Here is a 23,979-nt window from a genome sequence, read left to right on the forward strand (position 1 = left end):
GCACGGGCGGCGCGTCAGATGATATGACGACGGCCATGGCCAACGCGATTCCTCTCGAAGTCCCCGTCGAAGACCTCACCGCCGAGACAGCCGCCGAGTCCCTGGCCTGGCTGGCCGCCGAAATGGCCCGTCACGACGCGCTGTACAACGAGGCGACGCCCGAGATTTCCGACGCCGACTACGACGCCCTGCGTGCGCGCAACCTGGCGATCGAGACCGCCTTTCCCGATCTGGTCCGCCCCGACTCGCCGTCGAGCAAGGTTGGAGCCGCCGCCTCAACCCAGTTCGCCGAGGTGCGCCACGGCGTGCCCATGCTGTCGCTGGACAACGCCTTCGACGAGGGCGAGGTGCGCGACTTCGTCGCCCGGATCGCCCGCTTCCTGAAACTGCCCGCCGACGAACCGATCGCCTTTGTCGCCGAGCCCAAGATCGACGGCCTGTCCGCCAATCTGCTCTATGTCGATGGAAGACTGACGATCGGCGCCACGCGGGGCGATGGCCGCGCAGGCGAGGACGTCACCGCCAATCTGAACACGATCGCCGATGTGCAACAGACTTTGGCCGGCGACGACTGGCCCGACCGGATCGAGGTGCGTGGCGAAGTCTATGCGCCCAACGACGCCTTCGCTGCCTTCAACGCAGCCGCCGAGGCCGAAGGGCGCCGGACCTACGCCAACCCTCGCAACTTCGCCGCCGGCTCCCTGCGCCAGAAGGACGCCCGGATCACCGCCAAACGTCCGCTCAACTTCTTCGCCTACGCCTGGGGCGAACACTCCAGCGACTTCGCCGAGACCCAGTGGGACGCCCTGCAAAAGCTCAAGGCCTGGGGGTTCCCCGTGAACGCCCGCTCGCGCCGGGTCGAGGGCGCCGAAGGCCTGATCGCCGCCTATCGCGAACTGGAACGTGACCGCGCGACCCTGGGCTATGACATCGACGGCGTGGTCTACAAGGTGGATCGCATCGACTGGCAACGCCGGCTGGGCTTCGTCGCCCGCAGCCCCCGGTGGGCCATCGCTCACAAATTTCCGGCCCAGCAGGCCACCACTGTGCTGGAGGGCATCGACATCCAGGTCGGCCGCACCGGCTCCCTGACCCCCGTCGCCCGGTTGCATCCGGTCACCGTCGGCGGTGTCGTGGTGCGCAACGCCACCCTGCACAATGAAGACGAGATCGAACGTCTGGATGTCCGCATCGGCGACACCGTCCGCCTGCAACGCGCCGGCGACGTCATCCCGCAGATCCTGGGCGTGGTCGCCGAGCTACGTCCCGCCGACGCCTTGCCCTATGTCTTCCCTGAACACTGCCCCGTCTGCGGCTCGGAAGCCGTGCGCGAAGGCGGCGAAGTCAAGCGCCGCTGCACCGGCGGCCTCATCTGCGACGCCCAGATCGTCGAACGGCTGAAACATTTCGTGGGCCGCCGCGCCTTTGACATCGAAGGATTGGGCGAAAAGCAGCTGGTCGCCTTCCATGCGCGCGGCTGGATCAAGGAGCCGGCCGACATCTTCCGACTGGCGCGCGACGAGACGCGGCTGAAGGAACTGGAGCGAGACGATGGTTATGGCGAGACCAGCATCCGCAACCTGGTCGCCGGCATCGACGCTCGTCGCATCATTTCGCTGGACCGGTTCCTGTTCGGCCTGGGCATCCGCGACATCGGCGAACAGACCTCCATCGTCCTGGCCCGCGCCTTCGAGAGCTGGTCCGCGCTGAAGGCCGCCTGCCTCCAGGCCGCTTCGGGTGTGCCGTCCGACGCCTGGACCGCTCTGGCCGCCGCCCACGCCATATCGCCCCGCGTCCTGACCCTGATGGCCGAGGCGAAGCAGCCCGCCGTTGATCCCTGGCCCGAGGCCACGATGGACATGAAGATCAGCCAGGCCTTTCCGGGTATGGCCGCCCCCGCCCGCCGGTCGTTGGCGACGATGGTTCACGACTGGTCCGGCCTGGTCGAACTGGCCCGAGTCGCGCGCGAGGACGGCCCGTCCGAAATCCTGAACCAGATCGCCGGCGTCACCGGCGTCGGCCCCGTCGCCGCTGAAGCCCTGGCCCACTTCTTCCACGAGCCGCACAATCTAAGGGTCGTGGAGGCTCTGGAAGCCGAACTGACCCAGATCCTCGACGCCGAACGCCCCAAGTCCGACACCCCGGTCGCCGGCAAGACCGTCGTCTTCACCGGCGCCCTGGAGCGCTTCACCCGCGACGAGGCCAAGGCCCGCGCCGAAAGCCTGGGCGCCAAGGTGTCGGGTTCGGTGTCGAAAAAGACCGACTACCTTGTCGCCGGCCCCGGCGCCGGCTCCAAGCTCAAGGACGCCGAAAAACATGGCGTCCAGGTGCTGACCGAGGACGAATGGCTGGCCCTGATCGGCGGCTGAAGTTGACCTAAGGGTCGGTTTTCGTTGGTGATCGCTGGGGTTTTGGCCTTGTTTTCAACCGAAACCGCGATCAACGTCCGCTTCAACGGGCGGCGCGACCGACCCGACGAAAGGGAACGACTATGAAGAACAAGATCATGCTGGCCGCAGCGACCCTGGCGGGCGCCCTCGCCTCTCCGGCCCTGGCGGGCGACCCGACGGGCCTGTGGCAGACGCCGACCAATGGCGGTCAGGTGCGGATCGCGCGCTGCGGACAGGCGCTGTGCGGCACGCTGGTGACCTCGGACCACATTCGCCGCGACGCGAATGCGCGCGACGCGAACAATCGCGACGCCTCGCTGCGGAACCGCACCCTGCGCAATCTGCCCATGCTGACCGGCTTCACCGGCGGTCCGACGGAATGGCGCAACGGCTCGGTCTATAACCCGGCCGACGGCGGCACCTATCGCGGCACCATTACCATGACAAACGACAACAGCCTGCGTCTGCGCGGCTGCATCGTGGCTCCGCTCTGCAAGACCCAGACCTGGACCCGCATCCAGTAGGATCAGGACCCCCCACATACGAAAGGCCCGGCCGGAGTGATCCGACCGGGCCTTTCTCATGTCTGCCCTAGTTTAACGGTTCAGCGCCGCCCGCGCCGCCTCGGCGTAGCGATGCCCCGTCGCCGCGCCCTTGGGGAAGACGTCCTCGATCCGGGCGAGATCCTCAGACGTCAGAACGACGTCCACGGCCGCCGCATTCTGCTCCAGGGTCGCGATGCGGCGCGTGCCGGGGATCGGGATCAGATCCTCGCCTTGCGCCAGCACCCAGGCCAGCGCCAGTTGCGCGGCGGTTATGCCCTTATCCGACGCAATGGCTTTCACGGCCTCGACCAGATCCAGGTTCTTCTGGAAGTTCTCGCCCATGAAGCGCGGATTGGTGCGGCGGAAGTCGTCTGCGTCCAGGTCATCGATCGAGGTGATGTCGCCCGACAGGAAGCCGCGGCCCAGCGGGCTGTAAGGCACGAAACCAATTCCCAGTTCGCGCACGACCGAGAACAGTTCGTCCTCCGGTTCGCGGCTCCACAGCGAGTATTCCGTCTGCAGCGCCGTGATCGGATGGGTCGCATGCGCCTTGCGCAGGGTGTCGGGCGCGGCCTCGGACAGGCCCAGGAAGCGGACCTTGCCCTCCTTCACCAGTTCCGCCATCGCCCCGACCGTGTCCTCGATCGGCGTGTCCGGATCGACGCGGTGCAGATAGTAGAGATCGACGTGATCGACGCCCAAGCGTTTCAGGCTGCCCTCGATGGCGCGCCGCACATTGGCCGGGCTGCCGTCGGTCATCAGTTTTGTGCGGTCGGCATTGTAGTTGATGCCGAATTTGGTGGCGATGAAGGCCTGATCGCGCCGGTCCTTCAGCGCCTTGCCGACCAGCACCTCGTTGGTGTGGGGGCCGTACATCTCTGCGGTGTCGAACAGGGTGATGCCCAGATCGAGCGCGCGATGAATGACGGAAATGGACTGGGCCTCGTCGGCGCCGCCGTAGAAGGCGCTCATCCCCATGCAGCCCAGGCCAATGGCCGAAACCTCGGGGCCGTTCGCACCCAGCTTACGCGTCTTCATGGGGCCTTCTCCTGTCGATGTGGGGATCGGCCTAAAAACAGATAGGACGGCCGACGATCAGGAGATGGTCGCGGCGACGGCGGGCTGCAAGCCCGGCCGTGCTTTGCGATGGTACCGCCTCTCAGGCTTGAACTGAGGACCTCCGGTTCCACAAACCGGCGCTCTAACCAACTGAGCTAAGGCGGCCCGCGCATCGCGAGGCGCGTTCTCTACCGGGCCTGCGGCAGGCGATCAAGCGCCTTCCTCATATTTCGTCAGGAGATTTCGCGGGTGACCGCCCAAACAAAAACGCCCCGGAGATTGCTCTCCGAGGCGTCTTGTCTGTTGCCGTGACGATCACCCGAGGGTGAAGGGCACCCGGACGCGGAAGGTCGCGTCTTGAGCGGCGCCGTCGACGGTCCGCGGAGACAGTTGTCCACGCTGAACCACCCGAATGGCGGCGCGGCCGAAGCCCATTCCGGCAGGCTCTTCGGACACCACGCGGCAGTTCGCCGGAGATCCGTTGGAGCGCGCCGTGCACTCGACCGTAGCCGAACCGCTGATTTCACGCTCCAGCGCACGCGCCGGGAAGTCATCAGCCGTCGGACGCGGTTGGCGCGACCACTGAACGTTCGTGATCGTCGACGGACGCGGCGGAGCCGGCGGTGCGGGCGGAGGCGGCGGTCCAGGAATATTGACGGGCGGACCCGTGTATTCAACCCGATCTTCCTTCTTCGTCGGCGTGATGTTGACCGGCGGAGGGGGAACGATGTTCGGGACCGGAGCCGGCACGCGCACCTGAAGCTTCGGCGGCGGAGGCGTATCCGTCGGCGGAGGCGGCGGGGGCGGAGGCGGCGGAGGCGGCGGAACCGGCTCGACCAACTCGACCTCGACGGACTCGTCGACGTAGTTGAACTCCTTCAGCTTGAACTTGGACTGCTGAACAAAGAAAATCAGCAACGCAAACAAGATGCTGACCACCATCAGGCAGACGATCAGCACGGGGTAGGACACCCCCATGAAGCCCTTCTTCTTGGGTACGTCGTAGCGACTGCGATGATATTCGACGTCTGTCATACTATCTCCGCATCCTAACTCGTCGCCTGGTCTTCGCCGACCAGCGCAACGCTATAGAAGCCGTTATCCTGCAGCGCATTCATCACCTGCATGAAGTCGCCGTAACGGGTGTTCTGGTCGCCCCGAATGAAGATCCGCTCATCGGCCGGGTTCCGGGATCCGATCTGTTTTTTCAGATCTTCACCCAGGGCTCCGACGTCGGTCCGGAAATCGCCCACATAGACGTCGCCGTCATTCTGGATCGAAATATAGACCGGCTTGGGCGGGTTCGGGGCCGCCTTGGCGACGGCGATTGGCAACTCAACAGGCACCGACACGGAGGCTAGCGGAGCCGCCACCATGAAGATGATGAGCAGGACCAGCATGATATCAACGAAAGGCGTAACGTTGATATCACTGTTGGCCTGAGGCAGGTTGCCAGCGCCGCCCGATTTAATCTTGGCGGCCATCCGTCTTACGCCCCCTTGTCGAGCTGACGCGAGATGCCGTTCAGCAGCTCAGCGGCGAAGCCGTCGGCGCGCGTGCCGTAAGCAGCGATGCGAGTGTTGAAGTAGTTGTAGAACACAACGGCCGGGATAGCGGCGAACAGACCGATGCCGGTGGCCAGCAGAGCCTCAGCGATACCCGGAGCCACGACGGCCAGGTTGGTCGTGTTCGACTGGGCGATGCCGATGAAGGAGTTCATGATGCCGTAAACGGTGCCGAACAGACCGACGAACGGACCGATCGAGCCGACCGACGCCAGGAACTGCTGGCCGCCCGACAGGCGCAGGGCCAGACCGGATTGCACGGCGGCGACAGCCGACTGAGCGCGGGCCATGGCCGAGTCGAGGTGATCGCCGGTGACCGACAGACCCGATTGACGCGACAGTTCGATTTCCTCGGTGGCGGCGGCGGCCATGTCGGCCAGCGGGTTGCCGTCGAACTCTTCCTGAGTCGAGATGGCGCGCATGTCAGCGATGGTGCGGGCGCCGCGGAAGTTCTCAAGGAAGTTGTCGGTCTTGCGGTTCAGAGCGCCGAACTCGAACAGCTTGATGAGCAGCAGGGTCCACGACAGGATCGAGGCCAGCAGCAGGCCGGCCATGACGACCTTAACGACGACCGTGGCTTCCATGAACATGGAGATCGGGGTGATGTCGCCGTGACCGCCGCCGACGGCGTCGTTCACCGTTGCGGGGTCAGCTTCGCCGGCAGCCGGAGCGGCGGCTGCGGGAGCCGCAGTCGAGGCGGCCGGGGTGGGCTCGGCCGGGGCCTGGGCCAGGACCGGCGAGCTCGCCATCAGCGCGGCGGCGCCGGCCATGGCGAGAAGGATATTCGTCTTTTTGCTGTTCAGCATAATTCGCCAGTTCCTGCTTGGTCTGACTCGTGGAACCAAAGGTGCGGCCATAGTCAGCGACCGCCCCCCAACCTGAAATGTTTCCTTCAACGCGCCCGTCCTTTCGAGGATCAGAGCCCGCTGAAATCTTCGGTGGAGATCGAACCGGTCGCCCGCCTCGTCTCCGCTGGTCGAACCTTCGGAGACACGTCTCCGGCGATCCGCATTAACGTCTTCTTGCGAAGGCGCCTCAACCCTTTGACGAACCCTTACCGGAGCGTCAAGGGACAAGAGGGGCTTTTAACCCGTCGAGAGACATGGAGAAAAGTTCCACCAACCGGTGCATTAGAGTGCAGCCGCGCGACATTTTGATGATGATCCGACGTCAGATGGAGCAAGTTTGTTCAAAACGGCCATCCTGAGCGCGATCATTTCCCGATATGGCGAGTTGTAGGGCTGATCGCTGCAAGCCAGCTGAATCCCGAGGGCGGCGCGAAGGCCGCAGCGCAGGATCATGCGCTCAAAACAATCGATTTTCACGGTGTGGGAAAAGATGGTGCCTGGAGGCGGGTTCGAACCACCGACACGCGGATTTTCAATCCGCTGCTCTACCAGCTGAGCTATCCAGGCGCCGACGCGGCGTCGCGAGAGGCGGGTCTATAGGGGAGGCTTTTCCGCCTGTCCAGCGCCCAATCCGTCCTTTTCGTCATCATCTTCCGCGCCCTCGTCCAAGGCGACCGGAATGGCGTAGCCGCCTGTGAACCAGCGCTGCAGATCGACGTCGGAACAGCGGCGTGAGCAGAAGGGCTTGTACTTGGGATCGGCGTCGGCCTTGCGGCAGATGGGACAGGAAGCCACGGCTCAACCCTCTTCTATTCGTCCGCGCCCTGGCGGGATCGCGGCATCGGCCTGGATCACCGCTCGCGGTCCCAGACGCGCCGCCAGCGGATAAGCGATCAGGGCTTCGTCCAGTGCGCAGCGCCCGATGATGCGTGGCGACAAGGTATCCGCCAGCAGTTGCCGTCGCAAAGCGCGCACGACAGATATAGCCCGCGTCTGGACCGAGGGGCGTCGGCCGGCGTCGAGCAAGACCTCCTCGATCGGCGTGCGGCGCCAGGGAAGCGACATCTGCAACAGGCCGAATCGACTGACGGGTCCGAAGACGGCCTGGGGTTCATGACCGAACGCGGCCCGCACGACCTTGGACTGCGCCTCGGCGTCCTGACCGTCCCCGACCATGTCGATGACGACTAAACCACCCCAGTTACGCAAGCCGATCAGCCGCGCCGCCTGTTTCAACCCCTCGCGATTCGCAACCGCCCTTGCCTGTTTCGGATCACGACCGGGGGTGGAGGTGAAGTCGATGTCCACAGCCACCAAGGCGCGCGTGCGTTCGACGGCGAGATCGATTCCATGCGAGGCGAAACCGATCGATTGAGCCAAAGCCTCCTCCTCCGCCTCGACCACGGCGTCGATGGCGGCGATGCCGGTGACTGATTCCTCGCCGGGCGCGAGCTCGCGCAACTGTTCGGCGATGCTGGGTGCGGGCTGAATCAGGCGGGGCGTCCCCTCCCCCGGTCCTAGATACCGAACTGCCGCCCCTTTCCCGGCACGAGGTTCGGCGGCAACGACGACTTCCAGCCGTTGGCCTTGGGTGATTCGGTCATTTCTCGGGAACGGCAGAAAGGCGGCGGTCTGTGCGGCGATATCAACGAAGGCGCCGCGCAAGCCGGGGTTCACCTCGATGACACGCCCCACCGAGCGGGCGCCGAGCTGGGTCTGCGCCGCATCATCCTCGCGGTGGATCAGAAGATGAGTATAGCGGCCGTCGCGCATGATCGCGCCACGCGTCTCGCCAGGCGTCTCGTCGAGGAAGACCTCGACTGCGCCGCTCATGAACGCCAGCCGACGCCGTGCAAGAGCTGGACGGCCTCATAGACGGGCAGGCCCATCACGGAAGGATGGCTGCCGACGATGCGCTGGATGAAGGCGGCCGCTGGGCCCTGAATGCCATAGCCGCCGGCCTTGCCGCGCCAGTCGCCCGTGGCGACGTAGGATGCGATCTCGTGGTCGGACAGGGGTTTGAAGGTCACGCGGGTTTCGTTGACGCGCGACGATAGTTTTCCGTCGCGCCACACGGCGACGCCGGTGAAGACGCGGTGATTGCGGCCGGACAGCAGTTTCAGAAAACGCGTCGCCTCGGCCTCGTCCGCCGCCTTCTCCAGAAAACGACGCCCGACAGCGACAACCGTATCGGCGGCGATGACGACCGCGTCGGGGCGGCGCTCTGCGACGACCTGCGCCTTCGAGGTGGCGAGCCGTTTGGCCAGACGCGGCGGGGTCTCGCCCTTCAGAGGCGTCTCGTCGATGTCGGCGGGATCGATATGGTCGGGCGTGATCCCGACCTGCGCCAGCAGTTCGATGCGGCGCGGGCTGGCCGAAGCCAGCACCAGTTCGGGGCGACCCGCAGCCACTTACTTGAAGCGATAGGTGATGCGACCCTTGGTCAGGTCGTAGGGGGTCATTTCGACCAGCACCTTGTCGCCGGCCAGGACGCGGATGCGGTTCTTGCGCATCTTGCCGGCGGTGTGGGCGATGATCTCGTGGTCGTTCTCGAGCGTCACGCGGAAGGTGGCGTTCGGCAGCAGTTCGCTGACGGTGCCGGGAAACTCGAGCAGTTCTTCCTTAGCCATGCGGCCTCTCACGCCCGTTGAATATGCGTTCGACCCCACGCCGGGCGGGCGCGAGGGGCGGAATGGACGGGCCTAATGCCCGAAAACACAGAGATAGTCGAGGTCAGCCGCGACGGTAGAGGGCGCAGAGCAATGTGAACAGGCGTCGTGACGTCTCATGATCGACCACGATCTTGCCGTCCAGCCGCGTCTTCAGCTGCTCGGCCCCTTCGTTGTGAAGGCCGCGCCGGCCCATATCGACCGATTCGATCTGGCTGGCCGAGGATCCGCGCAGCGCCTCGTAGTAGCTGTCGCAGATCATCAGATAGTCTTTGATCACGCCCTTCAGCGGCGTCAGGCTGATGGCGTAGGTGCGCGTGAAGTTTTCGCCGTCGATATCGAACACCAGACGATTGTCCTGGAGCGACAGCTTCAGCCTGTAGGGTCCGCCCTCGGCGGCGACAGGCTCGAAGCTGTTCTTCTCGACCAGATCAAAAATGGCGACGCGACGCTCGTGCTCGATCTCGGCCGTCGCCGCCGGCAGGGTCGCGGCGTCCAGTTCGACCGAGGCCAGCTTATGATCGGCGCTCATGCCGCAGTCCCTTCGTCCAGTTCGGGCGTGTCCAGATGGGTCGGCGCGATCCGTGCGGGCCAGCGGTCGGAAATGTCCGTGACCACGGCGTCCAGACATTCCACGTCGATTCGCAGATCACCGCCGCCGGCGAACATCAGGATGACGCGCCCGCTCAGGTCCTCGGTCGGAATGAATTCGAGCGCGAGCAGTTCGAGCGAGGCGTCGGGACTGCGCGACAAGCGACGGCTCTTGACCGCCAGAACGTCGCCGAACTGCATGGCGCACATCACGCGCGTCCCGCCGCACTCCCAGCAGAAGCGGCTGAAGGCGATGGTCAGGGTTCGGGCGGCCTTTTCCCAGACGATGTCGACGGGGCGCAGGATCGCGTCCTGAAGCGCGGCGGAGATGATCTGAAGATCGTCGGCGTCCTCGGCCAGCAGACGCAGCGGTTCGACCGGCGCCTTGGCTTCGGGGATGACGCCGTCGATCTCAGTGCTCATCACCTGTTCCCTTTATGCGGCGGATGTCGGCTCCGCACGCGCCGAGCTTTTCTTCCAAACGCTCGAAACCGCGATCCAGATGATAGACGCGTCCGACCGTCGTTTCGCCCTCGGCGACGAGGCCTGCGATGACCAGGCACATCGAGGCCCGAAGATCTGTGGCCATCACCTGGGCGCCGTGCAGAACCTCGACGCCGGTGACGTGCGCCTCTCCGGCGTGGACCGAAATGTCGGCGCCCAGTCGCGCCAACTCCGGCACGTGCATGAAGCGGTTTTCGAAGATCGTCTCGCGAATCGTGCTGACGCCCTCCGCCGTCGTCATCAGCGCCATGAACTGGGCCTGAAGATCGGTGGCGAAGCCCGGATAGATGGCCGTCTCGACATCCACGGCCTTCAGGCGTTGCTTCGGGTCGCGCTTGATCAGCACGCCGTCGGCGGTCGGCGACACCTCGACGCCCGCCTCGACCATCTTGTCGGTCAGCGAACCGATCAGTTCGGCCCGCGCCTTGGTCAGGCGCACTTCGCCGCCGGCCATGGCGGCGGCGACCGCGTAGGAGCCCATCTCGATTCGGTCGGGAATCACCGACCAGGTCGTCCCGTTCAACGACGAGACGCCGGTGATGGTCAGGACGTCGGTGTCGATTCCCTCGATCCTGGCGCCCATGGCCGTCAGACAGTGGGCCAGATCGCCGATCTCGGGTTCGCGCGCCGCACGACGCAGGACGGTCGTGCCCTCAGCCAGCACGGCGGCCAGAAGCGCGTGTTCGGTGGCGCCGACCGAAACGAAGGGAAACTCGATCTCGGCGCCCTTCAGACCCCTGGGCGCGCGGGCGGTGACATAGCCTTCGTCCAGCTCGATCTCGGCGCCCAGCGCCGTCAGCGCCTGCAGGTGCAGATCGACCGGACGCGCGCCGATGGTGCAGCCGCCCGGCAGCGAGACCTTGGCCTCGCCGGTGCGCGCCAGCAAAGGCCCCAGCACATTGAACGAGGCCCGCATCTGGCGAACCAGATCATAGGGGGCGAAGGTCGAGGTCAGGTCCTTGGCATGAAACAGGCTCTCCTGCCCGTCCGCCCCGTCACGCTCGGTCACTTCGATGCCGAACTGGCGCAGCAACTGACCCAGGAACCGGGTGTCCGCCAGGCGCGGCATATTGGTCAGCAGCAAGGGCTGATCCGTCAGGATCGAGGCGGCCATCAGCTTGATGGCGGAGTTCTTGGCGCCGCTGACGGGAATGTCCCCGAAAAGCTGTGCGCCGCCCTGAATGGCGATGCTGTCCATGACGTCCTTAAGCGCGCCCGATGCCAACGCCTCGGGGGGAAGGTTCTCTAGCAAGCCGGCGGGCGCTTGCCAAAGGGCTGCGTGATCGCGAGCCGATGACTTTCAGTTGCTGTCGCGTGGCGCGGCCGGCGTCCGCGCCGGCGCCTTGCGCCGCCGCAGATTGGCCCGGAGCGCCGAGGCCAGCCGCATGGCCTTTTCCGCCTTCGCCCGCGCTTTCTCGAAATCAGGCCCTGATTCGACGATCGGCGTCGCCTGCGCGGCGGCGGAGGGCGTATCGGCGTCATTCGGCGTGCGAGTCATGGCGCGATGATGCCGTGATCACGGGCCATGTCCAAACTTTCTTTCAGATCGTCAAAAAGCCGCTTCCCTCCCCGGAAGGGTTTGGCTATACGGCCGCTTCCTCAGTCGGGGCCGCCGTAGCTCAGTGGTAGAGCGCATCCTTGGTAAGGCTGAGGTCGTGGGTTCGATTCCCCCCGGCGGCACCATCTGAGACCTTGTGTGGCGGGCTTTTTACAGCCCGCCCGCATCCTTCTCCCCAACATCGCGAACGTGAACGGCTGGAGAACACCCGGCTCAAATCCGGGGAAAATCCGGGGAGCCTGTTCGCGTCATGTTCTCCCCTGCCCCGCACCGGAACGAAAAACCCCGGCGGCCTGGCAGGGCGCACCGGGGTCCATAAGGGTTCAGCTTGGCGGCATGAACGGTCGGAAGCCTACACCATCCCGGCGGTGCTGTCATGAGCGCCGCTGCCTTCGACCTGCACCGACTCGCCCGCGATCTGGGCGGGGAGGTTTCAGGCGGCCAGGTGCTCGCGCCCGGCCCGAACCATTCCAAGGGCGACAAATCGCTGGCCGTCCGGCTCGACCCCGGCGCCCCCGAGGGCTTTGTGGTTCACAGCTTCGCCGGCGACGACCCCATGGCCTGCCGGGATTACGTTCGGAGCAAGGGCGGCCTGCCGGAATGGCGACCGACTGAGCGCGGCCCTTCACCTGTCGAGAAGATCGCCGCTCGCGGGCGCGTGGTGGCCACCTATGACTATCGGGACGCCAACGGCGAGCCGTGGCTGCGCGTCTGCCGAAAGGAGCCCAAGGGCTTCTATCAACAACGGTGGAGCGGGTCGGCCTGGGAGGCCGGCAAGCCTCGCGGCCCGGCCATCCCCTACCGCCTGCCCGAGCTGCTGGCCGCCGTTCATGACACGGTGCTGATCTGCGAAGGGGAGAAGGACGCCGACACCCTGACCGCTCGCGGGTTTGTGGCGACGACCGCCAGCGAGGGCGCCGGCAAGTGGTCGCCCGATCTGAACCAATGGTTTGAGGGAAAGACCGTCTATCTGCTGCCCGACAATGACAAGGCGGGCGAGGATCACGCGGCCCTCGTGGCGGCCAACCTGCACGGCGTGGCGGCCGAGGTTCGGATCGTCCGACTGCCGGGCCTGCCCGACAAAGGCGACGTGTCCGATTTCATCGAGGCCAACGGCACGGCCGGACTGATCGACCTGTGTAAGGCGGCGGCGCCCTACACCGCGCCGCGCAAGGCCAACGACAACGCTAAGGCCAAGCGCACCTCGTTCACCGCGAGCGAGCTATGGGACATGAGTTTTCCGCCCGTTGCGTGGGTTGTGCCCGACTATATCGCCGCCGGCCTGACGCTGCTGGTCGGCGCTCCCAAGCTGGGCAAATCGTGGCTTTCGCTGGATGTGGCGCGGGCTGTGGCCGAGGGCGGGTTTGTCCTAGGTGACCGTCATTGTGTTCAAGGCTCTGCGCTCTACGCAGCGCTGGAGGACAATCCGCGCCGCCTGAAAGATCGTCTGCACCGGGTCTGCGCCCGCAAGCCCACATCCGCCCTGACCATCTGGACCGAAATGCGGATGCTGGACGCCGGCGGCCTGGACGATCTGCGTCAATGGATACTTGCCGCCGCTAACCCACGACTGATCGTGATCGACGTGCTGAATAAGGTGCGGTCGAGCCAAGGCAAGAGCGAGGCGCCCTACGCCTACGACTACCGAAGCGTCACCCCGCTCAAGGAACTGGCCGACGAGTTCGGGATCGCCATCATCGTGGTGCACCACACCCGCAAGGCCGAGGCTGGCGACAAGCTGGAGAAGGTGAGCGGCACTAACGGCCTGACCGGCGCTGCTGACACCACGATCATTCTCGACCGCGACGGCGAAGGCGTCACCCTATCCGGCCGGGGCCGAGATATTGCCGAGTTTGAGACGGCGATGGAGTTCGACAAGGACACGTGCCGGTGGCGCGTGCTGGGGGATGCGCGCGAAGTCCGTGTGACCGACGAACGCAAGCTGATCCTGGAGGCGCTGGAGGGAGAAACTACCCCTCAAGGTCCAAACGCCATTGCAGGTGTTAGCGGTCAGCCGGTCGGTGGTGTGCGCTATCTGCTGCACAAGATGGCCAAGGCGGGCGAGGTTCAGAAGGTCGGATACGGCAAATATCTTCATCCCGATATATCCCCCCCTAACACTCCTAACACCCCTAACACTTCGGAGGACGAAGCGTGAACGGAGCTATCCCCGATGTGAGGGGTGTTAGCGATGTTAGCGCCCCCCACACCCTGACCAATCTCGCTGATCGCCTGCGTCGGTTGTCGCCCTCTCACCGCGACCCTGAACGCTTCCATGAAGACAAGAGCGAGATAGAGAGGGAACTGCGTCGTCTGGCCGGGAGGATCGGCCGTGGCTGACTGGCCCTACACGACCGCACGGTGGCAAAGGCTCCGCAAGGCCAAGCTGTCGGAGGCCCCTCTCTGCGAGACGTGCGAACGCCGTGGCCGCAAGGTCGTGGCCGAACACGTCGATCACGTCGTGGCCATCAAGCAGGGCGGCCCTGCCTTCCCGGCTAAGGGCGACGTTCAGGCCCGCTTCGAGGCGTATCGCATCGGCCGTGAGATCGGTGCCCTGTCCCCGAACGACATTCGACGCCGGGAAAACGAATCGCCCATCGCCGGGGGGGACGTTTATCACCAGCCCGCCAACTGGGTAGCCCTGGGGTCTGCACCGGAGGCCGCCAATGGCTGATCCGATCATCACCCTGGACGAGGCCAAGGCGTTCCTGCGCTTCGACTACGACGACGAAGACGCCCTGATCGCTCAACTGATCTTGACGGCCTCTGAAACCGCGCTCGCCCATGCTGACGGCTTGGCGCCGGGAGACGTGATCCCCGAGAGCGTCCGCACGGCCGCCCTGATCCATGTCGCCCGCCTTTTCGACACCCGGCACAGCGAGGACCAGCCCCCCGCGTCCCTGACGCTCGCCAACCGCTATCGGAGGTGGGACGTCTGATGGCGGGATGGCCGGTGATGAAGACTGCACGCCAGCTTGTAGCTGAGGGGCTTGTCCCGTTCAGCGAGCGGGCGCTTGTTGGAATGGCCCGCGCCTATAGCGTGGGCCGCAAGCACGGTCGCACCTACGTCTTCACGCCTGCCGACATGGAAACCCTTCTGGAGCGCCTCCCATGCCCCTCACCATCCAACGACGACACGGCTCGCCAAACTGGTATCTGCGCGGGACCGTCCGGCGCATCAGCGTTGACGAAAGCACTGGCACTCGCGACCGCAAAGCCGCCGAGGAAATCAGGGCGGTCAGGGAAGCCGAACTGCTCAAGCGATCGGTCCACGGTGATTCCGCTGTCCGCACATTCGCGGAGGCGGCCCTGAGCTATATGGAAGCCGGTGGTGAACGGTCGCACCTGACGCCGATCCTGAACGCCATCGGACGCAAGCCGCTGGCCGCCATCGGTCAGGCCGAGATCGAAACCCTAGCCCGCAAGCTGAAACCCGGCGCATCGGGAGCCACGATCAACCGCCACATCTACACGCCCGTCGCCGCCGTGCTGCACCACGCCGCTCGCAAGAAGTGGTGCGAAAAGCCCGTCCTGGCGCGTCCCAAGCAGTCAGCAGGTCGTATTCGCTGGGTGACGCATGACGAGGCTGATCGCTTGGTGGAGGCCGCCGCCCCTCACATTCGCCCGCTTGTGATCTTCCTATTCTCGACCGGCGCGCGGATCGCGGAAGCCCTCTATCTGGACTGGCGCGACGTGGATCTTGATCGGGCCCACGTCGTGTTCCCTGAGACGAAGAATGGCGAGCCGCGGGGCGTTCCCCTGCACCCGCGCGCCGTCGCTGCGCTGTCTGCCCTCCCCCATCGCACCGGAGCCGTGTTCCGGCGCTCCCTCCCCCGTCTGACGGCAGGGGGTAAGCTGACGCCGCTGGGCGATGCCTACGAGGTGCGCGAGGGTGGCGGTGGTCAAATCAAGACCGCCTGGGCAGGAATGCTCAAGCGCGCCGAAATCGAGGATTTCAGCCCCCACGACTGCCGCCACACCTGGGCGACCTGGCACTATCAAGCCAACCGCGACCTGACAGCCCTGATGAAGCTGGGGGGCTGGAAGTCGGTCCAAATGGTGATGCGATACGCCCACGTGAACACTTCGGAACTGGCGGGCACCATCAACGCAATCTGGGGAAAATCCGGGGACCAAACCCGCGCACGCCCCGTCAAACCCAAGCAGAGAAAGGCTTAGAGCGTCAATGCAACCATCCTTGGTAAGGCTGAGGTCGTGGGTTCGATTCCCCCCGGCGGCACCATCTGAGACTTGAAAAGGCCCGGCTTTCGCCGGGCCTTTTTGATTTTCCAGATCGGACGGACAAGCCTTCAGTCGTAGCCGTACAGGCCCCAGCGATAGCGATCGCGATCATCCGCATCGCTATCCTTGCTCCAGCTGAACCCCATCGACATCGACTTGGTCGTGGTGTCGGCCCCATAGCCTCGGCCGCGCCAGCCGCCATAAGGTGAATAGAAGCCCGGTCCGCGCAGACCATAGCCGCCGTAGCCGTATCCCCAAGGTTCGTTGCGGCCTTCACGGTAGGCCAGATCCAGGCGACCGTTCTCGCCGACCGGCAAGGAAACGGCCGCGCCATAGCTGCGATTGCCGCCGGTGCCGATCCCGGCCTCGACCATGCCATGCATCTTGCGCTCGGCCGGGGCACCCGGCTCTGCGGTTTCGTCGAAGGTTGCGCCCGGCGTGCGCGCGCTGATCCAGTTCTGGATCTGCTGTTCGGTGGTCATGCCGTGCGGGGCGGCATCCTGAGCCGTCGGCGCAGTCAACGACGCCTCAGGCGCCGCCGCCAGGGCCTGAGCCAGGGTGGGCGCGTTTGTCGGCGCCGTCGTGACCACGCCGTCCGGATCACCGTCTGACGCCGCCAGAGCCACACCCGCCAAGAGACTTGCGATCAGCATAGGCCACCTCCGTTCGACGTCATCCTAGCACAGCGATTGAGGCCAAGGTCAGGCGATGCCGTCGCCGCGGTTGAGAGGGTCCGGCAGAGCCTCGCCCTCGGCTACGAAACTGAGCGCGACCGAGTTGATGCAATAGCGGTTTCCGGTCGGCGGCGGACCGTCGGGGAAGACGTGACCCTGGTGGCTGCCGCAGCGGGCGCATTGGGTCTCGATCCGGATCATGCCGTAGCTGGTGTCGCGGATCGCGTGGACGTGCGCTTCATCAACCGGCTGAGTGAAGCTGGGCCAGCCGGTGCCGCTTTCGAACTTGGTTCCGCTCTTGAACAACGGCAGGCCGCATTCGCGGCAGCAGAAGACGCCTGCTCGCTTCTCGCCCAGCAGAGTGCCGCAGAAGGGCGCCTCCGTGCCATGGGACAGCAGGACGCGCTTTTCCTCTGGGTTCAGGTCGGCTTCGAGCCGGGCGCGTTCTTCGGCATTCGGCGGGGTCAGGTCATAGCCCGACGGCGAACGGAGGGATTCGGAGGTTTGGGCGAGATCGGTCATGGACTGCAAATAAGAAGGGCGGGCCAAGGGTTCCACCCCTGCCCGCCCCTCGTTCATTCGACCGACCGTTCCTTATTGGAACAGCGTGCCCACCCAGGCGCGCACGGCCGCTTCGTCCGTCGCCGATCCGGTATAGGCAAGGCCCTGCGCCGGCGTGAAGGGCGCGTCGTTGCCGCGTTGACGCGTGGTCCAGGCCTTATGACCATAGGTCAGCTCGGCATAGTTCGACGGCAGGCGCAGAACGGTCGGCTCGATGAAGATCGAATCCTCTGCCGTCACCGATCCGGCCAGACGCACGTTCGGCAGGCGCGTCAGAAGATCCAGCGTATCCAGGCACCCGCTGGTGCAGCCGCTGTCGACCAGGACCACGACCGCACCCGCCACGGGGTTTGCTGCGCCCGTGTCTGCCACCGAAGGACGGCCCGGCATGGTGAAGGTCGGCTGATTGGCGGCCAAGGCCGAATCGAAGGCGGCGACGATGGCCTGGGTCTGTTCGATCACCGGGCCGGATTCGGCGACGAAGCGCGGGTCGGCCTGCATGCGGGCCAGGGTGTCGGCGAACCACTGACGGTTCGCGGGTGTGGCGCGGTAGGTGATCGAGCCGGCTTCAGGCTGACGGCTGACGGTGAACTCCGGCGTCCAGATGCGGTTGGCCAGGCCATAGCCCTTGCCCGTCGCATTCAGCGAAGCGCCGTTCGCGCCGCGCAGGTCGATGACCAGCCCCTGCGCACCACGAATGGCGGGTAATTGCGCTTCGACGGCGGCGTAGAAGGCGTCCCATCCGGCGTCGTCAGCCAGGGTGTGGACGTTGATCCACGGACGGCCATCGACCGTCTCGACCGACAAAGGATTGGCGCCCGGCGTGTAGACGGTGGCGCGATAGGCGGCTTCCAGGCTGGCGGCGTCGGCCGGCTGGGGCTGCATCTGGAAGTCGCGATCACGACGGCCGACCTTGAAGGTGCACAGCGACGGCACGCCGCCGGTGAAGGGATTGTTGCGGTTCCACAGCAGATAGGGCGCGGTGCGGACACGCCCGGCTTCCGTCGTCAGGTCGCCTTCCCAGCGGTCCAGCCGCTCTTCGGCCAGCTGAGCGGCGGTCTTGTCGCCGCACTTGACCAGGGTCGCGCCGAGCGGCGGCACGTTGCGAACGCCGGGCTTCACATAGGAGACGACATATTCGCCGTTGCGCCACGCCGTGGTCACACCCGGCCAGCTGGTCGCGAAGAAGGGACCGAGGCCTTCATAGGTCGGGCGGATCGCGATGTTCGAATCGCGGAAGCCGTTGGCGTAGTAGCGCATCAGATAGGCGTGGCTGTCGCCGCTGTTCACGCGTCCAACCTTGCCTTGCGCATCCGTCAGGCCGGCATCGATCCAGCTGCGGAACGCTTCGCTGGGCGCGCCGGGAATCACGGCGGCGGGGTGGTTGGCGGCCAGGGCGTCATGAGCGGCCTGAAGATCCTGTTGCGCCAGAGCGCGAAAATCCTGTGCGACGGCGGCGCCGGCGGCGACGGTCAGCGACAGAACGGCGGCCGAAGCGGCGGCGATCATTCGGTTCATGGGGTTTCCTGCGGCCTTTGATTTCAAGCTCGTGGGAAAGGTTAAACCCCATGCGTCCGGCGCTTGCCAACCCCGCCGCGCGGGATTTCGCCCGATTGTCACATGGGCTGCGGCTATGCGGCGCGCATCAAAGCGGCGCCGACGCCTCGACCGCTGCGCCGAAGATCCGATCGAAGCTGCGCCTCAAGGCCTCGTCCGCCTCGTCCATCGTCGCCAGAACGCCGAGATCGACTAGGCTGGTGACGCCGTGTTCCTGAATGCCGCACGGGACGATGCCGCCGAAATGATCCAGATCCGGCTCCACGTTCAGGCTGATGCCGTGGAAGCTGACCCATTTGCGGACCTTGACGCCGATGGCGGCGATCTTGTCCTCGCGCGACCAGCCCGCCCCCTTGCGCTCGACCCACACGCCCACGCGACCGGGCCGGATGTCGGCCTTTACGCCGAGCGTATCCAGGGCGCCGATCAGCCACAGCTCAAGCCCGCGCACGAAACACCGGACGTCCTTGCCGCGCCGGTTCAGGTCCAGCATCACATAGGCCACGCGCTGTCCCGGCCCGTGATAGGTGAACTGCCCGCCCCGCCCTGTGCGATGCACCGGAAACCGTCCGGCATCCAGAAGGTCGTCGTCCTTGGCCGAGACGCCGGCGGTGTAGAGCGGCGGATGCTCCAGCAACCAGACCAGCTCATTCGCTTCGCCCGCCGCAATGGCCGCGACGCGCGCCTCCATGAAGGCCTCCGCGGCCGCATAGTCGATGTAGCCTTTCGAAACGGCCCATTCGACCGGTCGGTCATCGTCGAGACGCAGTTTCTGAAGGGACGGGCTTAACGGCTCAGCAAGCATGACGCTTCAATGTGATCGCCAGGGCGTTTCTGCAAGAGACGGCCCTCCAGTGAAGAGAGCTTTACGTGACCCAGATCAACGCCGTCGATGTCGAAATCTCAGTGGTTCTGGGTCGCTCGGTGCTGCCGATGTCGCAACTTCTGCGCATGGGTCGCGGCGCGGTGATTCCCCTCGATGCCGCAGAGGGCGACGAGGTCTGGATCCTGGCCAACAACTATCCGGTCGCGCGCGGCGAAATCGAGATCCGAGACGACCGTATCGCCATCACCGTCACCCGCCAGGCGGACGTGTACGACTTCATGGCCGGGTCGGCCTGAGGCTTTGATCCGCGACGTCTTTGCGTCGTTCATTTCGCCCCTTTCCTTTTCCAACGGCTTCGTCTATTCGCCGCCGCTCCGATGCGAGCGGTCGTGGCGGAATTGGTAGACGCGCAGCGTTGAGGTCGCTGTGGGGCAACCCGTGGAAGTTCGAGTCTTCTCGACCGCACCATCTGGCTAAACAGGGCGATTCATCGGCTAAGTACGGCTGGACATTCTACCAAGGGAGGCGACCACGTGAGCACCACGGACACCGCCTTTGCTCCAGATGAGACGCTCGATAACGAAGACCACGCCGCCCTGGACGAGGACTATGTCCTCACCCCTCAATTCGTCGAGAAAGTCGTGGACGCCGCCGACGACGGCGACGGGATGCGGCTGCGCTCCCTTCTCGAAGACCTGCACCCGGCCGACGTCGCCGACCTGATGGGCTTTCTGACGGCGGAACACCGCGCCGTCGTGGTGCTGTGGTTGCCGCCGGAGCTTCTGGCCGAAACCCTGCCCGAGCTGGACGACAATATCCGCGAGGAAGTGCTGGAGCGAGTTCCGCACGGCACCCTGGCCGAGGCGCTGCAGGAACTGGATTCCGACGACGCCGCCGCCGTCGTCGAGGATCTGGAGGACGACCAGCGCGAGCGCGTTCTGGCCGCCATGCCCGAGGTCGATCGCGCCGCCATCGAAAGCAGCCTGGGCTATGCGGAAGAGTCCGCCGGGCGCCTGATGCAGCGCGAGGTGATGGCCGCGCCCCAGTTCTGGAGCGTGGGCGACACCATCGACCACATCCGCAAACAGGGCGACGACCTGCCCGAGCTGTTCTTCGACATCTATGTGGTCGATCCGCTGAACCGCCCGGTCGGCGGCGTGCCGATCAGCGGCCTTCTCCGCGCCGCGCGCACCGTCGCCCTGACCGATCTGATGGAGCCGATCAACGAGATCGCCGTCGATCAGGATCAGGAAGAAGTCGCCTACATCTTCGAGAAATACCACCTGATCTCGGCGCCCGTCGTGGACGCGGCCGGTCGCCTGGTGGGGCAGATCACCGTCGATGACATCGTCAACATCATTCAGGAAGAGAACCGCGAGGACATCCTGCGTCTGGCCGGTGTCGCCGACGAGGACCGCGGTTCGTCCGTGCCCGAGATCGTTCGCGGCCGCGTGCCCTGGCTGGCGATCAATCTGGCGACGGCAGCCCTGGGCGCCAGCGTCATCGGCCTGTTCGAGGCCACCATCCAGCAGATCGTCGCTCTCGCCGTGCTGATGCCGATTGTCTCGGCCATCGGCGGCAACGCCGGCACCCAGGCCCTGACCGTGACCGTGCGCGCCCTGGCGACACGCGAGCTGAACAGTTCGAACGCCCCGCGCACCTTCTGGCGCGAGATGGTCGTCGGCCTGGCCAACGGCCTGATTCTGGCGCCCCTGATCGGCATCGCGGCCGGCTTCTGGTTCCGGGACGAAGACTGGAAGATCGGCCTGGTGATCGGCGCGGCCATGATCCTGAACCTGCTGGTCGCCGCATCGATCGGCGTCTTGACGCCCCTGACCCTGTCGAAGCTCAAGTTCGACCCGGCCGTGTCGTCCGCCGTGTTCGTCACAGCGACCACCGACTTCTTCGGTTTCCTGATCTTCCTTGGTCTGGCCACACTGGTGCTGCTCTAGACACGACGCGGACGATCCGGCGCGGCCCTTGCTGTGAGCGGTGCGAGCGCCGCGCGCCTGTTTCCAATTGGGTCAACTGTGTCTGACGTCTTCCCCAAACCCAGCAAGGTGTCCCGCGAAGGCGTCCTGCTCATCAAGAGTTTCGAAGGCTTCCGGCCTCGGGCCATGCAACGCAGCGACGGTCGCTGGGTCATCGGCTATGGCCACACCCAGTCGGCCCGCGAGGGCGCGAGGGTGTCCGAGGCCGAGGCCGAACTGCTGATGCAATACGACCTGATCCCGGTCGTGAAGGCTGTGACCAATCACGTCCGCGTTCCTCTCAACCAGCATCAGTTCGACGCCCTGGCCAGTTTCGCCTTTTCCATCGGCGCAGACAGGTTTGCCGCCTCCGACGTGGTCGAGCAGTTGAACGCGGGATCTGCGCGTCAGGCGTCCGCCTCTTTGAGCGCCTGGGCCGATGAAGCGGCCGCTGAAAAACCTACGCGTCGCCGATCTGCTGAACATGCGCTGTTCAACGCCGCACCGGGCGCGCCGGTCACCTTGGCGGATCTTCTCGCTGCACCCCTGCCGTCTCCTTTCGAGACGGACGAGCCGACCCTGCCCGCCGTCGACGGCGCCCTGGATGAAGCCGTCGCTCCCTTCCCGGCGCAGGACGGCGCAGCGCTGGCTCAAGCGACCACCGCGCCCCAGCCGCACGCCATCTATGCCGCGACGGCTGTCGGCCCGGTCCCGGACGTTATGCCGCTGACCGGACAATCGGAGACCGTCTCCGTCGCTGCGCCGATCATCGCCGCCAACGACATCCACGCGCCGGTTGAAGCCACGCAGCCGGAGCCGTCGTCGGGCTTCGCCGATGCGCAGAAGACCAGCGTGGTGCTGACCGCGCCAGGCCTGGCCGAAGCCGCGCCAGCCGACAGCCCCGTCGAACCGGCCATCGAGGGCGACGCAGCATCCGGTGAAGACGTGCTGAGCACGCGCGAGGCCGTGGCGCGCGCTCGGGCCAACCGGCGCTCGGGGCTGGGGGAAACCCTGACCTTCGTCATCATGGGCGGCTTGGGCGCTCTTTGCCTTGGCGTCGCCATGGCCGCCTTTCGCCGCGCGTCGCTATCGAACAGCAGCGACACCGCCACGGTCGCCTGGGTCCTGATCTTGGTCGCCGCAGCCTGCCTGGGGGTATCAGGCTACAACTGCTATCGGCGCTGGGGACGGGCTGACCGCGCCTGACAGCGCTTGGCGAAAGGCCGTGCGCGATGCTACGCCCTAGCGCATGAGCATTCCCTTCGCGCCCCAATCCATGGAATTCGGCCTTGGCGATAACGCCGACGCCATCCGCGACACCACCGCCCGCTGGGCCGCCGATCGCCTGGCGCCGCTGGCCGCCGAGATCGACGATAAGAACGCGTTCAAACGCGAACTCTGGCCCGAAATGGGCGAGCTGGGCCTGCACGGAATCACCGTCGAGGAAGAGTTCGGCGGCCTCGGCCTGGGCTATCTCGAACACGTCGTCGCGATGGAGGAAGTGTCGCGCGCCTCGGCCTCGATCGGCCTCAGCTACGGCGCCCACTCCAACCTGTGCGTCAATCAGATTCGCCGCTGGGGTACGGCCGAGCAGAAGCAGAAATATCTGCCCAAGCTGATCAGCGGGGAACACGTCGGTTCATTGGCCATGTCCGAGGCCGGATCAGGCTCCGACGTCATGTCGATGCGCACTCGCGCCGAAAAGAAGGGTGATCGCTACGTTCTGAACGGCACCAAATTCTGGATCACCAACGCGCCCCACGCCGACACCCTCGTCGTCTATGCCAAGACCGATCCGGACGCGGGATCAAAGGGTTGCACCGCCTTCCTGATCGAAAAGGGCATGAAGGGTTTCAGCGTCTCCAAGAAGCTGGACAAGATGGGCATGCGCGGCTCGGACACCGCCGAACTGGTGTTCGAGGATTGCGAAGTGCCCGAAGAGAACATCATGGGTCCGCTGGGCGGCGGCGCCGGCGTGCTGATGAGCGGCTTGGATTATGAGCGCGCCGTTCTGGCCGCCGGTCCGCTCGGCATCATGCAGGCCGCGCTGGACGTGGTTTTGCCCTACGTCCGCGACCGCAAGCAGTTCGGAAAGCCGATCGGCTCGTTCCAGCTGATGCAGGGCAAGATCGCCGACATGTACGTCGCCCTGAACAGCGCCCGCGCCTATGTCTACGCGGTCGCCCGTGCCTGCGACGCCGGCCTGACAACGCGCTACGACGCGGCGGGCGCCATCCTGCTGGCGTCCGAAAATGCGGTGAAGGTCACGATGGAGGCCGTTCAGGCCTTGGGCGGCGCCGGCTACACCAAGGAATGGCCGGTTGAACGACTGGTCCGCGACGCCAAGCTCTATGACATCGGCGCCGGCACCAACGAGATTCGCCGCTTCCTGATCGGACGGGAACTGCTGGGCGGCTGAC

At 65.6% G+C, this 23,979-nt stretch carries 26 protein-coding genes and 4 tRNA genes; 12 read left to right on the plus strand and 18 right to left on the minus strand.

Annotated elements, in window-relative coordinates; all coding sequences use genetic code 11:
• Positions 1 to 35: 35 nt before the first annotated feature.
• Together ligA and VH88_RS11110 are read left to right on the plus strand one after the other, a co-directional pair.
• Positions 36 to 2,369: an NAD-dependent DNA ligase LigA gene (gene ligA, locus VH88_RS11105; protein WP_045811343.1), complete on the plus strand. Its 2,334-nt coding sequence runs from the start codon at positions 36 to 38 to the stop codon at positions 2,367 to 2,369.
• A gap of 122 nt (positions 2,370 to 2,491) precedes the next feature.
• Positions 2,492 to 2,914 carry a DUF2147 domain-containing protein gene (locus VH88_RS11110; protein WP_045811298.1) on the plus strand — a complete coding sequence of 141 codons (423 nt, stop codon included), beginning with the start codon at positions 2,492 to 2,494 and terminating at the stop codon, positions 2,912 to 2,914.
• A 72-nt stretch (positions 2,915 to 2,986) separates the two neighbouring features.
• On the opposite strand, the gene VH88_RS11115 is transcribed toward VH88_RS11110, so the two are convergent.
• The 14 genes from VH88_RS11115 to VH88_RS11180 form a co-directional block, all read right to left on the minus strand.
• Entirely contained in the window at positions 2,987 to 3,973 is a 987-nt protein-coding gene (locus VH88_RS11115; protein WP_045811299.1) for an aldo/keto reductase, read from the minus strand.
• A gap of 109 nt (positions 3,974 to 4,082) precedes the next feature.
• A tRNA-His gene (locus VH88_RS11120) sits at positions 4,083 to 4,159 on the minus strand.
• A gap of 150 nt (positions 4,160 to 4,309) precedes the next feature.
• Positions 4,310 to 5,029, minus strand: coding sequence for an energy transducer TonB (locus VH88_RS16655; RefSeq protein WP_017505195.1), 720 nt, complete (start codon positions 5,027 to 5,029; stop codon positions 4,310 to 4,312).
• A 14-nt stretch (positions 5,030 to 5,043) separates the two neighbouring features.
• Positions 5,044 to 5,478 carry a biopolymer transporter ExbD gene (locus tag VH88_RS11130; protein WP_017505196.1) on the minus strand — a complete coding sequence of 145 codons (435 nt, stop codon included), beginning with the start codon at positions 5,476 to 5,478 and terminating at the stop codon, positions 5,044 to 5,046.
• Positions 5,479 to 5,483: 5 nt separating this feature from the next.
• Positions 5,484 to 6,365, minus strand: a complete 882-nt coding sequence (locus VH88_RS11135; protein WP_039247314.1) for a MotA/TolQ/ExbB proton channel family protein — start codon at positions 6,363 to 6,365, stop codon at positions 5,484 to 5,486.
• Positions 6,366 to 6,898: 533 nt separating this feature from the next.
• Positions 6,899 to 6,974 (minus strand) — tRNA-Phe (locus VH88_RS11140).
• A 27-nt stretch (positions 6,975 to 7,001) separates the two neighbouring features.
• The gene (locus tag VH88_RS11145; RefSeq protein ID WP_045811300.1) at positions 7,002 to 7,202 is read right to left on the minus strand and encodes a DNA gyrase inhibitor YacG; all 201 of its coding nucleotides are present in this window, start codon (positions 7,200 to 7,202) and stop codon (positions 7,002 to 7,004) included.
• A 3-nt stretch (positions 7,203 to 7,205) separates the two neighbouring features.
• Positions 7,206 to 8,240: a ribonuclease E/G gene (locus VH88_RS11150; protein ID WP_045811301.1), complete on the minus strand. Its 1,035-nt coding sequence runs from the start codon at positions 8,238 to 8,240 to the stop codon at positions 7,206 to 7,208.
• A complete protein-coding gene (locus VH88_RS11155; protein ID WP_045811302.1) occupies positions 8,237 to 8,818 on the minus strand; it encodes a nucleoside triphosphate pyrophosphatase in 582 nt (193 codons plus the stop codon). The genes VH88_RS11150 and VH88_RS11155 overlap by 4 nt, the downstream gene beginning before the upstream one ends.
• The gene (gene infA / locus VH88_RS11160) at positions 8,819 to 9,037 is read right to left on the minus strand and encodes a translation initiation factor IF-1 (protein WP_008261544.1); all 219 of its coding nucleotides are present in this window, start codon (positions 9,035 to 9,037) and stop codon (positions 8,819 to 8,821) included.
• A gap of 103 nt (positions 9,038 to 9,140) precedes the next feature.
• Positions 9,141 to 9,608, minus strand: a complete 468-nt coding sequence (locus VH88_RS11165) for a UPF0262 family protein (protein WP_045811303.1) — start codon at positions 9,606 to 9,608, stop codon at positions 9,141 to 9,143.
• Complete coding sequence (locus tag VH88_RS11170) at positions 9,605 to 10,090, minus strand: DUF2948 family protein (RefSeq protein WP_039247307.1); 486 nt, start codon at positions 10,088 to 10,090, stop codon at positions 9,605 to 9,607. The genes VH88_RS11165 and VH88_RS11170 overlap by 4 nt, the downstream gene beginning before the upstream one ends.
• Positions 10,080 to 11,369 (minus strand): UDP-N-acetylglucosamine 1-carboxyvinyltransferase, encoded by a 1,290-nt coding sequence (murA, locus tag VH88_RS11175; RefSeq protein ID WP_045811304.1) that lies wholly within the window; start codon positions 11,367 to 11,369, stop codon positions 10,080 to 10,082. The genes VH88_RS11170 and murA overlap by 11 nt, the downstream gene beginning before the upstream one ends.
• A 102-nt stretch (positions 11,370 to 11,471) precedes the next feature.
• Complete coding sequence (locus VH88_RS11180; protein ID WP_045811305.1) at positions 11,472 to 11,669, minus strand: hypothetical protein; 198 nt, start codon at positions 11,667 to 11,669, stop codon at positions 11,472 to 11,474.
• 110 nt (positions 11,670 to 11,779) lie between these two features.
• Here VH88_RS11180 and VH88_RS11185 point away from each other — a divergent pair.
• The 5 genes from VH88_RS11185 to VH88_RS11210 all read left to right on the plus strand — a co-directional run bounded on the left by VH88_RS11185 (position 11,780) and on the right by VH88_RS11210 (position 15,908).
• Positions 11,780 to 11,854, plus strand: a tRNA-Thr gene (locus VH88_RS11185).
• A gap of 251 nt (positions 11,855 to 12,105) precedes the next feature.
• Positions 12,106 to 13,887 (plus strand): AAA family ATPase, encoded by a 1,782-nt coding sequence (locus tag VH88_RS15400; protein WP_052689564.1) that lies wholly within the window; start codon positions 12,106 to 12,108, stop codon positions 13,885 to 13,887.
• Between the two features lie 174 nt (positions 13,888 to 14,061).
• Positions 14,062 to 14,403 carry an HNH endonuclease gene (locus tag VH88_RS11200; protein WP_045811306.1) on the plus strand — a complete coding sequence of 114 codons (342 nt, stop codon included), beginning with the start codon at positions 14,062 to 14,064 and terminating at the stop codon, positions 14,401 to 14,403.
• Positions 14,396 to 14,668 (plus strand): head-tail connector protein, encoded by a 273-nt coding sequence (locus VH88_RS11205; protein ID WP_052689566.1) that lies wholly within the window; start codon positions 14,396 to 14,398, stop codon positions 14,666 to 14,668. Before VH88_RS11200 ends, VH88_RS11205 begins: the two co-directional genes overlap by 8 nt.
• A 172-nt stretch (positions 14,669 to 14,840) precedes the next feature.
• Positions 14,841 to 15,908 carry a site-specific integrase gene (locus VH88_RS11210; protein WP_045811307.1) on the plus strand — a complete coding sequence of 356 codons (1,068 nt, stop codon included), beginning with the start codon at positions 14,841 to 14,843 and terminating at the stop codon, positions 15,906 to 15,908.
• A gap of 131 nt (positions 15,909 to 16,039) precedes the next feature.
• Here VH88_RS11210 and VH88_RS11215 read toward each other — a convergent pair whose 3' ends face one another.
• The 4 genes from VH88_RS11215 to lipB form a co-directional block, all read right to left on the minus strand.
• Positions 16,040 to 16,624, minus strand: coding sequence for a hypothetical protein (locus VH88_RS11215; protein WP_045811308.1), 585 nt, complete (start codon positions 16,622 to 16,624; stop codon positions 16,040 to 16,042).
• A 48-nt stretch (positions 16,625 to 16,672) separates the two neighbouring features.
• A complete protein-coding gene (gene msrB / locus VH88_RS11220; RefSeq protein WP_045811309.1) occupies positions 16,673 to 17,167 on the minus strand; it encodes a peptide-methionine (R)-S-oxide reductase MsrB in 495 nt (164 codons plus the stop codon).
• 72 nt (positions 17,168 to 17,239) lie between these two features.
• Positions 17,240 to 18,724: a hypothetical protein gene (locus tag VH88_RS11225; RefSeq protein ID WP_045811310.1), complete on the minus strand. Its 1,485-nt coding sequence runs from the start codon at positions 18,722 to 18,724 to the stop codon at positions 17,240 to 17,242.
• A 127-nt stretch (positions 18,725 to 18,851) separates the two neighbouring features.
• On the minus strand, positions 18,852 to 19,568 hold the full coding sequence (gene lipB / locus VH88_RS11230) for a lipoyl(octanoyl) transferase LipB (RefSeq protein WP_045811311.1): 717 nt from the start codon (positions 19,566 to 19,568) through the stop codon (positions 18,852 to 18,854).
• A gap of 65 nt (positions 19,569 to 19,633) precedes the next feature.
• Between lipB and VH88_RS11235 the strand changes: the two genes are divergently transcribed.
• The 5 genes from VH88_RS11235 (at position 19,634) to VH88_RS11255 (ending at position 23,978) form a co-directional block, all read left to right on the plus strand.
• A complete protein-coding gene (locus VH88_RS11235; RefSeq protein ID WP_017505209.1) occupies positions 19,634 to 19,885 on the plus strand; it encodes a FliM/FliN family flagellar motor switch protein in 252 nt (83 codons plus the stop codon).
• A gap of 87 nt (positions 19,886 to 19,972) precedes the next feature.
• Positions 19,973 to 20,057, plus strand: a tRNA-Leu gene (locus VH88_RS11240).
• 65 nt (positions 20,058 to 20,122) lie between these two features.
• The gene (mgtE, locus tag VH88_RS11245; protein ID WP_045811312.1) at positions 20,123 to 21,541 is read left to right on the plus strand and encodes a magnesium transporter; all 1,419 of its coding nucleotides are present in this window, start codon (positions 20,123 to 20,125) and stop codon (positions 21,539 to 21,541) included.
• A 78-nt stretch (positions 21,542 to 21,619) separates the two neighbouring features.
• Positions 21,620 to 22,765, plus strand: a complete 1,146-nt coding sequence (locus tag VH88_RS15405; RefSeq protein ID WP_052689568.1) for a lysozyme — start codon at positions 21,620 to 21,622, stop codon at positions 22,763 to 22,765.
• Between the two features lie 43 nt (positions 22,766 to 22,808).
• Complete coding sequence (locus VH88_RS11255) at positions 22,809 to 23,978, plus strand: isovaleryl-CoA dehydrogenase (protein ID WP_045811313.1); 1,170 nt, start codon at positions 22,809 to 22,811, stop codon at positions 23,976 to 23,978.
• Position 23,979: the final 1 nt, after the last annotated feature.

Source organism: Brevundimonas sp. KM4 (assembly GCF_000964075.1).
Classification (GTDB): domain Bacteria; phylum Pseudomonadota; class Alphaproteobacteria; order Caulobacterales; family Caulobacteraceae; genus Brevundimonas; species Brevundimonas huaxiensis.